This is a genomic window from Coxiella endosymbiont of Amblyomma americanum, assembly GCF_000815025.1.
Taxonomy (GTDB): Bacteria; Pseudomonadota; Gammaproteobacteria; order Coxiellales; family Coxiellaceae; genus Coxiella.
The window spans coordinates 111,131-123,370 of the sequence record NZ_CP007541.1; the positions used below are offsets into that span (position 1 = coordinate 111,131).

A 12,240-nucleotide genomic window follows, 5' to 3' on the forward strand; every position below is an offset into this window, starting at 1 on the left:
GTATTTATGCAATAAACTTCATTTTGCATTATCAGAATTATATTTTAATGCTTGACGAATCAAATCTTCACGAGTCGATCCAGATTTCTGCACAGCTTCTATGGAGCGTTGAGCTTCTTTTGGTTTATAGCCCAATGCAATTAAAGCACCGACAGCATCTTGAGCTATTTGAGTAAATGACGCATTGGTTATACTAGACGAAATAGCATCTGACTGCCAGCTTTTTAAAACACTTTTTGTTTCAATTAGTAAACGTTCTGCTATTTTTTGACTAATTCCTGGAATATTTCCCAATTGTTGGGTATTTTTATCGATAACACAACGCAAAAGTTCATTTACACTCATATTAGATAAAATTGTTAGTGCTAATTTAGGTCCAATACCGTTTACTTTAATTAATACACGAAACAGATGACGATCATTTGCATTGTGAAATCCGTACAGAATATGCGCGTCTTTTCGCACAATAAAGTGAGTATGGAGAATTATTTCCTGACCTATATTAGGAAGGCGTTTCAATGTTGAAGAAGGGACTATAACTTCATAACCTATTCCTCCACTTACTTCAAGTAATAAGTGATATGGAGTTTTTTCAAGAATTTTTCCACGAAGTTGTCCAATCATTTTCATTATCCTATTTATTCTTAATTATACTCAGAAAACTCACTTTAATTAAATAATCTAAAAATTAATCAAAGAGAAATTCTTACGTACCAACGTCTTGCCTAAAAGGAACATTGATTGCATGACAAATGGCAATTGCCAACGCGTCAGCTGCATCTGTCTTTGGTGTTTTTTCTAATTTTAGAAGTATTTGCACCATATATTGTACTTGTGTTTTTGTAGCTGCCCCATAACCTACAACAGCTTTTTTAATTTGACGAGCACTGTATTCAGCTACAGGGAGAGTATAAACGGCTGCTGTGGCTGATAACGCAACCCCACGAGCTTCTCCTAATTGTAGAGCTGACTTATGATTTTGAAAAGTGAATATCGCTTCTATAGCAGCTTCATTAGGTTGATAGGTAGCAATAATATTACGTAATCTTTCTTCAATTTGGTAAAGTCTACTGTTTAACGATTTAGATTGAGGTGCGATTTGCCCAGATATTATGCAGCTCTGTTGAGAATTTTGAGACCATATAACTCCGTAACCAGTAATACGTGATCCTGGATCAATACCGATTATGATTCGTTTTTTATTTGGCATCTTTTCATCTAATCCATCTTTATTTAATTTCAATAATTAACACGCTGTGTTTCATCTTCTAATAAAGAAACCTGATCAACGATCATATATCGCGAATTAACAGAGTTGTTAATTTGTCAATTAGGCGACGTGTTTTATTTGAATTAATAATTAAGTGTTTTTCAATCCTAGATTTTAATATCTTTCTGAGTTTTTACTAAGTTTAATTGCTTTTTTTATTTTGCTTTTAGTCCTAAAATTTCTAACTGCTGCATTGTAACGAGAGAAGGAGCATTTGTTACAGGACAATGCGCTGTCTGAGTTTTTGGAAAAGCAATGACATCACGAATAGAAGCAGAGCCGGTCATAATAGCTATTAATCTGTCTAATCCAATGGCAATTCCCCCGATAGGGGGACATCCAAATTGTAATGCCATTAGCAAATGTCCAAATTGTATTTTTGCTATTTCTTTTGAAATACCTAGGATTTTCAATACCGCATATTGCATATCTATATTGTTAATGCGTATTGAGCCCCCGCCTATTTCGTTCCCATTTAGTACTATATCGTAAGCCCGTGAGAGCGATGTTTCGGGATTATTAATAATTTTGATTGGATCAACGTCTTTTGGAGCTGTGAATAAATGATGTAACGCTCGCCAACTTTCGGAATTCGTATATTCAAACATTGGAAAATCTACTATCCATAGTGGTTTCCATGTCCCTAAATGTAAATGATAATCTGTACATAGTCGCTCACGTAAAGCATTTAATGAGGTGTTGACTATTTTTTCTTCGACGTCAGCACAAAGAACAATTAAGTCGCCATTTTTTGCTTGTGTGCGAAGTAAAAGTTCAGAAACTATTTTATCTGACAAGAATCTTAGAATAGGTGACTGGAGTTCTTTGCAATCTCGAGTGATATTTTTAACCTTAATATAAGTTAGCCCTGCAGCACCATAAGCAGTATTTATAAATTTCGTATAATCGTTAATAGCTTTTCTCGTCATTAATGATGTTCCTTTTGGTAACACAAGAGCTACTACACGTCCACGTAAACTATTAGCTGGTTCTTTTAAAAATTTGTATTCAACGGTTTTCATTAGGTCTTTAATATCGATAAATCTTAAAGGATTGCGAAGATCAGGTTTGTCCGTGCCATAATATTTCATTGCTTCTGCATAAGTCATTCGCGGAAAAGGATTAGGTAAATTCACTCCTAAAAATTTGGAAAATAAATAACAAATTAGTTCTTCTATTAGATCCTGTATACCTTTCTCTTCTACAAAAGCCATTTCTAAGTCAAGCTGAGTAAACTCCGGTTGTCGGTCAGTTCGTAGATCTTCGTCTCGAAAGCAGCGGGCAATTTGATAATACCGATCAAAACCTGCAATCATCAACATTTCTTTGAAGATTTGTGGAGATTGAGGTAACGCAAAAAAATGATTGTGATGAGCGCGACTAGGAACAAGATAATCACGCGCGCCCTCTGGCATAGATCTTGTCAACATAGGGGTTTCTATATCTAAAAATCCACGCTCATCTAAAAAATGACGAATTTCTCGAATAATATAAGAACGCATTTTAAGGCGATAAGCCATGTCAGACCGACGCAAGTCAAGATAGCGATATTTTAATCTTATTTCTTCATTTATTACTTCTCGACTTTCGTAAATGTTAAAAGGTAAAGGTTGAGACTTATTTAATAAAATTATGCGTGTTGCTAATATCTCAATTTTACCAGAAATTATTTTTTGATTGGACGTTCCTGTTGGTCGTTGTCGAACTACTCCTTTAACACTAATAACATATTCGTTACGTAAATCTTCTGCAATATGAAAAACTGATGGTTTATTTGGCTCACAAACAATTTGCACCAGTCCTTCGGAGTCACGCAAGTCAATAAAAATTAATTGCCCATGATCCCGACGGCGATGTATCCAACCTGCAAGAATGACGGTTTGACCAATCAATTCTAAATTGATATTATTGGTATAATGCGTACGCACAACTCTCCTGCATTAACGCGAATTTTAGCTTCTTTAGTAGTTTCTATACTGAGCAATACGAAGAACAATATATTGTCAAATGCAATTCATTAATATACTTTCCTATGTTTCTTGGAAATTCATAAAATCATTTACCAGTTTATTAAGAAAATTTTGACAATTTAACATTGTGATGTATCTATATAAAAGATGTGTTGTCATTCGTCCCATCTTAACGTTCCCCCAGTTTGATATTCAGTTACACGAGTTTCAAAAAAATTTTTTTCTTTTTTAAGATCTGCCATTTCACTCATCCATGGAAAAGTATTTTTAGCATTGCGAAATTGTTCTGGTAATCCAATTTGAGTAAAACGGTGGTTGGCAATATATTGAAGATAGTCCCTAAACATTTCAGAGTTTAGTCCTAAAATGCCTCGTGGCATAGTATCTTTAGCATATTGATATTCAAGATTTACTCCTTCAAGAATCATTGTAATAATCTCTTCTTGAAAATCTTTTGTCCATAAATGCGGATTTTCAATTTTAATTTGATTAATTATATCAACTCCAAAATTCACATGCATTGATTCATCGCGCAAAATGTATTGAAATTGTTCCAAAGTACCAGTCATTTTACCACTGCGTCCTATTGCCAAAATTTGGGTAAAACCTACGTAGAAAAACAATCCTTCAAAAACTACGTAGAACGCAATTAAATCCCTCATCAAACGACGGTCGTTTTTTAGAGTACCAGTTTTAAAATTTGGATCTGAAAGACTTTTCGTAAAAGGTAAAGCCCATGCAGATTTCTTAGATACTGCCGGTAATTCCCGATACATATTAAAAATTTCAGACTCATCTAGTCCTAAGCTTTCAATAATGTGTTGGTAAGCATGTGTATGTAATGCTTCTTCAAACGCTTGACGCAACAGATATTGACGACATTCAGGATTGGTGATATGCCGATATATTGCTAATACCAAGTTGTTAGCTACTAAAGAATCTGCAGTTGAGAAGAATCCAAGACTTCGTTTTACAATCATACGTTCGTCTGTAGTTAACCCGTTATAATCTTTCCACAAAGCGATATCTGCTGTCATATTGATTTCATTTGGCATCCAGTGATTAGCACAACTAGATAAATATTTTTGCCATGCCCATTTGTATTTAAATGGAACTAATTGATTAAGGTCAGCGCAGCAATTTATAATTTTTTTATCATCTACTTGGATACGCGCCGCTCCTATTGCGATTTGTTCTAATCCTATTTTCTTATCATAAGAAGTAGTGTTTTTAGATACCTCAATATCATCCTCACCTTTTGTATTGTTGTATTCTTTTTTAAAAGAAGAAGATTGCTTATTCTTCATTAGTTTTTTAGTATCATCGTTTATCAAAGTATTTCGATTATGACAGTCGTTCCAGTTTGGAGAACTATTTGTTTCCTGGCGGTTTGACATACCTGCTTCCACTCCTTAATTTGAATTTCAATCACTCTAGAAAAGAGATTCTAGTCGTTCATTGTCTTTTACTCAAATTTTTTTCGATTTACGGTAATTGTGAGTAAGATTTTTCATTGTCATTGGCACGCTTCACAATCAGTGTTTTCAATGTTTTCAATTACGCACATATGCGAAGTAGATTGATTAATTACTGCATTTAAGGTTGCATCACGAATAGTTGCTTTTTCTGTTCCAGTAGCTCCTATACTTCGTAAATAATAAGTTGTTTTCAATCCATGTAACCAAGCCATACGATACAGAGTATCGAGTTTTTTTCCAGATGGTTCTGTTATGTATAAGTTGAACGACTGTGCTTGATCAATCCATTTTTGCCTTCTTGAGGCCGCTCCTATCAACCATCGTGATTCCACTTCAAATGCAGTTGCGTACAATCTCTTGAGATCTTGAGGAATGCGATGTATTTGTTGTATACTGCCATTGTAGTGCTTGAGATCATGTACCATAGTATCATCCCATAAATCATGGTTTTTTAGTGATGCGACTAAATAAGGATTTATTATTGTAAATTCACCAGATAAGTTGGACTTAACAAATAAATTTTGGTAGGTAGGCTCGATAGATTGAGAAATACCGCAAATGTTAGAGATCGTTGCTGTTGGTGCAATTGCCATAACGTTAGAATTACGTAATCCATAAATTTTAACCTGCTGGCGCAACTTATCCCAGTTTAAAGTTTGTTGAACATTCTGTTTTAGATATTTACCACGATTCTTTTTTAATAATTGAATAGAGTCGATTGGAAGAACACCACGGCTCCATAAGGAGCCTTTAAAAGTTTCGTAAACACCACGCTCTTTAGCTAATTCCATTGAAGCCTTGATAGCATAATAGCTAATTACCTCCATACTGTAATCTGAAAATTGTATAGCTTTTTTAGAAGCATAGGGAACTTTTTGTATATATAAGGCATCTTGAAACCCCATCAAACCTAAGCCTATTGGTCTGTGTTTAAGGTTAGCCTTACGCGCTTGTGGTACACTATAGTAGTTAATATCGATAACATTATCGAGCATTCTAATTGCTGTCTTGATTGTATCTCTTATTTTTTTGATGTCTAATTTACCTTCTTTCATGTGATTAACGAGATTAATACTGCCTAAGTTACAAACAGCGATTTCCTTTTCTGAAGTGTTTAAGGTGATTTCTGTACACAAGTTAGAACTGTGAATAACGCCAACATGCTGCTGAGGAGATCGTAAGTTGCAAGCGTCTTTAAATGTTATCCATGGATGCCCGGTTTCAAATAACATACTAAGGATTTTTCTCCATAGAACAACAGCTGAAACAGTTCTTCCGTGAATCTTGCCTTTACGAACTGCATTCTCATATGAAACATATGCTTTCTCAAAAGCGAAACCAAATTTATCATGTAAATCTGGCACTTCATTGGGAGAAAATAAAGTCCAAAATTTATTTTCAAACACTCGTTTCATAAATAAATCCGGAATCCAATTAGCGGTATTCATATCATGGGTACGACGTCTGTCGTCACCTGTATTTTTACGTAGGTCTAAAAATTCTTCAATATCCATATGCCAAGTTTCCAAATAAGCACAAACAGCACCTTTGCGTTTTCCCCCTTGATTCACTGCGATAGCAGTGGCATCAGCTACGTTTAGAAACGGTACAATTCCTAAGGATTTTCCATTAGTGCCTTTAATATGAGCGCCCATTGCACGTACTTGAGACCAATCATTTCCTAAGCCTCCTGCATACTTGGACAACAACGCATTGTCCTTAAATGCATTATAGATGCCTTCTAAATTGTCCGGTATTGTAGTTAAAAAACAACTAGATAGCTGAGGAAACAGCGTACCAGAATTGAATAATGTTGGCGTTGAACTCATAAAATCAAAAGAGGAAAGGACTTTGTAAAATTCAATGGCTCGCCTAGTGTGTTCTTTTTTTTCTGATTGAGCTAATCCCATTGCTACGCGCATGAAAAAAACTTGAGGGAGTTCTATGCGTGTTTGATGGTGATGAATTAAATAGCGGTCGTATAAAGTTTGTATACTTAAATAGGTAAATTTTTTGTCGCTTTGTGGCTGTAAAGTTTTTGCTAGTTTGTCTAAATTAAAATTATTTAACTTAGGATCTAAATGTTCTTCTGCAATTCCTTTTTTTATAAAAGCCTTAAAGGCTGTTGGATAATATTCAGTAATTTCTTCGTACACTAGATTATGATTTATATCTAGACCATTTAGCGCTTCGTTATAAAGATGATGCAAGAGTAAGCGAGCAGCAACGTAAGTATAATTTGGCTCGCTTTCTACTAGAGTACGAGCAGTCATTACCAATGCTCTATAAATGTCTCTATGGGTAATACCATCAAATAAATTGTTTTTTGTTTGCAATAAGATTTTGTTAGCGTCTACATCTTTGAGATTATTGCAAGCTAAGTAGACAATACGAGTTAGCCATAAATTATCCAGCGGGACGCTGGTGCCATCTTCTAGCGTCACACAAATGTTTTTTTTCCTATCCCTGACGTTATTATGCGTTTTTTGCCTTTCTCTTTTTTCATGATTTTCTTTTCTGTGTAAAGCATAAGAACGAGCAACTTTGTGCAGCCCAGCGCATGCTAATGTAAGTTCTACTTGATCTCGAATAGATTCAACGTGAACGGCACCACTAGATGACCAACGCCTGTGCAACAAATTGGTAATTTGATTGGTAAGTTGAGTAATGGCTTTTTGAGCTTGATTAGATTTTTTGGTTTTTTCTCCTTCTATAGTCAGAAAAGCTTTTTTCATTGTTACAATGACACGATTAATGTTATACCGTACTACATTTCCATTTCGTTTAATCACGTACAATGGATTAAGAATTTTACTTGATGAAATAGTAGACAGAGGGCCAATAGATAATTGGTTATTTTGTTTTATGTTTATCTCCATTGAGATCTCCTAGGTACGTAAAAATTATTATGTAGCATCACTTTATCTTGGATAATTTCAACAAAATTAGTACTTTCTCAAGCCTACAATATATAGATTTTTTTCTCCAATTACACACAAGATAGTGTGTTTTAATATGAATTTCAAGTGGAGACACATTCAGTGTGTTTGTATTATCAATAACAGTTCTCTCGCGGATTTATAGACGAATATTAGTAGGATAAAACCTGTAGAATCGTAGTTTAGATTGAAAATTAATGATATATATGAAAGAAGAGAGAAACATTGTGTGGATATAAAATAGTAAGATAACAGTAAAACAGAAATTTTAATAATTTCCTAAATTTTCTCTACATAAGATGTTTCATACGAGGAGGTTGTTTCTGGTATTAAAGAGTAATGTTGTGAATCGTGTTCGTAGTTTCATGAAGTGATCTCTATAACTTGGACGATCATTGATTAGTTACTTATCGTTTGAACGATCTTTTATATGTGTTATTACTTTAACAACTTAAATTTTTAATGCAATTTAGCAATTTTTTGAATTTGTTGCGATCATGATGTTGAAAATTCTTCGTCATATTACTCAAGAAGTAAATGCCGCCCCAAATTTAGAAGAGGCGTTAACGCTTGTGGTTAAAAGATTGTGTGAAGTTTTACCAGCTGATGCTTGCAGTATTTTTATTTGTGATGATACATACGGAGAATACGTTTTAATAGCTACTCAAGGTTTGAATATCAGACAAGTAGGCAAGGTTCGTCTCAAATTTGGAGAAGGATTAACTGGATTGATTGGTGAGCGAGAAGAACCTATTAATTTGGCAGATGCATCTCTTCATCCAGATTTTAAACGTCATCCAGAATTGCATGAAGAAAGATATCATGGATTTTTAGGAATTCCTATTATTGAACAAGGGGAACTACTGGGTGTACTGATAGTCCAGAAATGGGAGAGTTATCCTTTTGCTGAAGAAGAAGAAGCATTGTGTGTTACTATTGCTATTCATTTAGCTTCCGAAATGGCTCATGCTAGAGCTAAGGGAGAGTTAGAAAAACTAGAAGCTCAGCAAAAGAAACGTCGAAAAAAAACAACAGAAGCAGTTTTATTTGGTATACCTAGCTCTTCAGGAGTGGCTATTGGAACTGCCATAATTATTTATCCACAAGCAGATTTAGATGCAGTACCTGATCAAGAAATTGAAGATATAAAAACAGAAATTTCTGATTTTAAAACCGCTCTTTCTTCAGCTCGTGATGAAATTTATCGACTACAAATACGAGCCAAAAGCTCTCTTAGTGTAGGTGAGCATATACTATTTGATGCTTATCTTCGATTATTGGATAGTCGTACTTTTATGAATGAAGTTATTGCTCATATTAAAGAAGGGCAATGGGCACAAGGATCACTGAAACGAGTTATTAAAAGGTATGTTCTTCATTTTGAATCTTTAGAAGATCCGTATCTGCGAGAGCGCGCCACAGATTTTCGAGATTTGGGGCGCAGAGTACTAAGTCATTTACAATTTAAAAAAAAAGAAGCACTGGAATATCCAAAAAACACTATTTTAGTAAGTGACGAAGTAACACCTACTTCTCTGATGGAAATCCCTTGTGATCATCTAAAAGGCGTAATATCAGGAACTGGTTCGAGTAATTCTCATGTGGCTATTTTAGCACGTGCTCTTGGACTTCCAGCGGTGATGGGAGTACATGGACCGTTGTTTAAATTATCTTTACAAGAACTTATTGTAGATGGCTATAACGGTCAAATTTATTTATCGCCTTCATCTGTAATTAAAAAAGAATTTAAAACATTAGTGCATGAGGAACAACAACTTGATGAAGAATTAAAATCATTACGAGATTTGCCAGCTAAAACGACTGATGGGCATGCATTGGCGCTTTACGTCAACACAGGTTTGGCTATTGATGGAGGTTTTTCATTAAATGTTGGTTCTGAGGGTGTAGGATTATATCGTACCGAAATGCCCTTTATGATCCACGATCGTTTTCCTAGCGAAGAAGAACAACGAATTACGTATCGGCAATTACTAAACACATTTGCCCCTCGTCCAGTTATTATGAGAATGTTAGATATTGGAGGTGATAAAACTTTGTCTTACTTTTCCGTAGAAGAAGATAATCCTTTCTTAGGATGGAGAGGCATTCGGTTTACTTTAGACCACCCAGAGATTTTTTTGCAACAAATACGAGCTATGTTACATGCCAGTGAAGGATTAAATAATTTGTCCGTATTATTGCCAATGATTACTTCAGTGCATGAAGTGGAGACAGCTATTTGCATGATTAATCAAGCGTATGAAGAATTGGTGGAAGAAGATGTAAAAGTTCAATTTCCTGAAATTGGGTTAATGATAGAGGTTCCAGCAACAGTTTATCAAGCTTACAATTTAGCAAAACGAGTAGATTTTCTCTCCGTTGGAAGCAACGATTTAATTCAGTATTTATTAGCCGTTGATCGGAATAATCCGCGAGTAGCAAATCTTTATGATTGTTTACATCCCGCAGTGTTACAAGCACTAAAAGTTGTAGTAACAGCGGGACATAAGGCAGGAAAATCGGTTAGTATTTGTGGAGAAATGGCAGGGGATCCTGTATCTGTAGTTTTATTGCTAGCGATGGGATTTGATATGTTAAGTATGAGTGCCAGAATATTACCACATATTAAATGGATTGTGCGTAGTTTCTCTTTAAAAACAGCTAGAGAATTATTGGAAGAAGTATTAAAAATGGATGATCCTAAAGATATTCGTCTTCATATGGAAAATGCTTTAGAAAAAGCAGGATTAGGTAGTTTAATCCGTGCAGGAAGATAAACATAATCTCTCTTCCATAAGAAAGAGAAAAGAGGTGTTATAAAAAGAAGGATAAAAAGGAGTAAAGTTGTTATATTATCCAAAAATTAATCCGATCGCCTATCAAATAGGTCCATTTAAAATGCACTGGTACGGTTTTATGTACGTAGTGGGGTTAGTATTTGCTTGGTATTTAGCTTTATATCGCGCTTGTCGGTCACGGAAAAAATGGAATGTTGTACAAATAAGTGATCTAATTTTTTATAGTGCACTTGGAATAATCATTGGTGGTCGATTAGGGTACATAATTTTTTATGATTTTTTTAATTTTATTGCCCATCCTTTAATCATTTACAAAGTATGGAATGGGGGTATGTCTTTTCATGGAGGACTTATTGGAGAGGCGATAGCTATGTGGATTTTCAGTCGTTATACTGAGAGACAGTGGACAAATGTCACAGATTTTGTTGCACCTTTAGTACCTTTAGGTTTAGGAGCGGGAAGAATTGGGAATTTCATTAATAACGAATTGTGGGGGCGAGTTACAACGGTTTGGTGTGGCATGGTATTTCCGGGTGCTGGATCTCTTCCACGTCATCCTTCACAACTTTATGAATTTTTTTTAGAAGGAATATTGCTATTTGTTATAGTATGGTTTTTTTCCAATAGGCCAAGACCGTGTTTTTCAGTAACGTCATTATTCTTATTATTTTATGGATTATTTCGTTTTATAGTCGAATTTTTCAGACAACCAGATCTACAATTAGGATATATTGCTTTCGGTTGGTTGACTATGGGACAATTATTATCCCTACCAATGATTATTGGCGGTGGACTAAGTTTACTGTGGGCGTATGAAAAACACAAGTGATATGGAGAAGAGACTAAAAATCAATACTTTTTCGTTTTACTTGTTATAACAGATTGTGTCATTAAACAAGTAGTCGATTGTGGTATTTTTTTGGTGATTATAACTATCTGATAAAAGAGTGATGAAGCAGTATCTTAGATTTTTAAGATATATTTTAGAGCATGGAACTAACAAAAAAGACAGAACTGGTGTTGGGACACGAAGTATCTTTGGTTATGAAATGCGATTTAATATGCAAAAAGGGTTTCCTCTAGTTACAACAAAGAAAATTCATTTAAAAAGTGTTATTTATGAATTGCTGTGGTTTTTAAGGGGAGATACTAATATTCGCTATCTAAACAACAATGGTGTTACTATATGGGATGCATGGGCGGATGAAAATGGTGAATTGGGACCTATTTATGGAAAGCAATGGCGTTGCTGGCAATGCGCTGATGGTAAAGTCATTGACCAGATGACACAGCTTCTTAAAGATATAAAAACTAATCCCAACTCACGGAGATTAATTGTGAGCGCTTGGAATGTGGCTGAATTAAATCAAATGGCTTTACAACCGTGTCATCTTCTTTTTCAATTTTACGTGATTAATGAGGTTATTTCTTGTAAATTAATTCAAAGATCAGCGGATGCCTTTTTAGGAGTTCCATTTAATATTGCTTCTTATGCTTTATTGACACATATGATTGCCGATCAGTGTAATCTGAGAGTAGGGGAATTTATTTGGTCTGGAGGAGACTGTCACATTTATAATAATCATTATTGTCAAATTCGTGAGCAATTATCGCGCTTGCCGTGCGATTTACCGCAATTAGTCATTAAAAAAAAAGCCGTTTCATTGTTTGATTACCATTTTTCCGATTTTGCCATTCTTAATTATAATCCTCATCCATCCATTCACGCTCAAATAGCTATTTAATATTGAAAATAGAATTTTAACTTTTCTAAGCTTAAAACGC

Annotated in this window: 8 protein-coding genes; 3 read left to right on the forward strand and 5 right to left on the reverse strand. The window is 34.7% G+C overall.

Going from position 1 to position 12,240, the window contains the following annotated elements:
* Window positions 1–18 precede the first annotated feature (18 nt).
* The 5 genes from ruvA to Z664_RS00515 form a co-directional block, all read right to left on the reverse strand.
* Complete coding sequence (gene ruvA / locus Z664_RS00495; RefSeq protein ID WP_039670175.1) at window positions 19–624, reverse strand: Holliday junction branch migration protein RuvA; 606 nt, start codon at window positions 622–624, stop codon at window positions 19–21.
* Window positions 625–706: 82 nt separating this feature from the next.
* Window positions 707–1,210, reverse strand: a complete 504-nt coding sequence (gene ruvC, locus Z664_RS00500; RefSeq protein ID WP_084588744.1) for a crossover junction endodeoxyribonuclease RuvC — start codon at window positions 1,208–1,210, stop codon at window positions 707–709.
* Window positions 1,211–1,425: 215 nt separating this feature from the next.
* A complete protein-coding gene (gene aspS, locus Z664_RS00505) occupies window positions 1,426–3,198 on the reverse strand; it encodes an aspartate--tRNA ligase (RefSeq protein ID WP_039669804.1) in 1,773 nt (590 codons plus the stop codon).
* A 197-nt stretch (window positions 3,199–3,395) separates the two neighbouring features.
* Entirely contained in the window at window positions 3,396–4,649 is a 1,254-nt protein-coding gene (locus Z664_RS00510) for a ribonucleotide-diphosphate reductase subunit beta (RefSeq protein WP_439895519.1), read from the reverse strand.
* 107 nt (window positions 4,650–4,756) lie between these two features.
* Window positions 4,757–7,597, reverse strand: a complete 2,841-nt coding sequence (locus tag Z664_RS00515; RefSeq protein WP_039669805.1) for a ribonucleoside-diphosphate reductase subunit alpha — start codon at window positions 7,595–7,597, stop codon at window positions 4,757–4,759.
* A gap of 560 nt (window positions 7,598–8,157) precedes the next feature.
* On the opposite strand from Z664_RS00515, the gene ptsP reads away from it, so the two are divergent.
* The 3 genes from ptsP to thyA all read left to right on the forward strand — a co-directional run bounded on the left by ptsP (window position 8,158) and on the right by thyA (window position 12,200).
* Window positions 8,158–10,434, forward strand: coding sequence for a phosphoenolpyruvate--protein phosphotransferase (gene ptsP, locus Z664_RS00520; RefSeq protein WP_039669806.1), 2,277 nt, complete (start codon window positions 8,158–8,160; stop codon window positions 10,432–10,434).
* 67 nt (window positions 10,435–10,501) lie between these two features.
* Entirely contained in the window at window positions 10,502–11,284 is a 783-nt protein-coding gene (lgt, locus tag Z664_RS00525) for a prolipoprotein diacylglyceryl transferase (RefSeq protein ID WP_039669807.1), read from the forward strand.
* Window positions 11,285–11,405: 121 nt separating this feature from the next.
* The gene (gene thyA, locus Z664_RS00530) at window positions 11,406–12,200 is read left to right on the forward strand and encodes a thymidylate synthase (RefSeq protein ID WP_039669808.1); all 795 of its coding nucleotides are present in this window, start codon (window positions 11,406–11,408) and stop codon (window positions 12,198–12,200) included.
* Window positions 12,201–12,240: the final 40 nt, after the last annotated feature.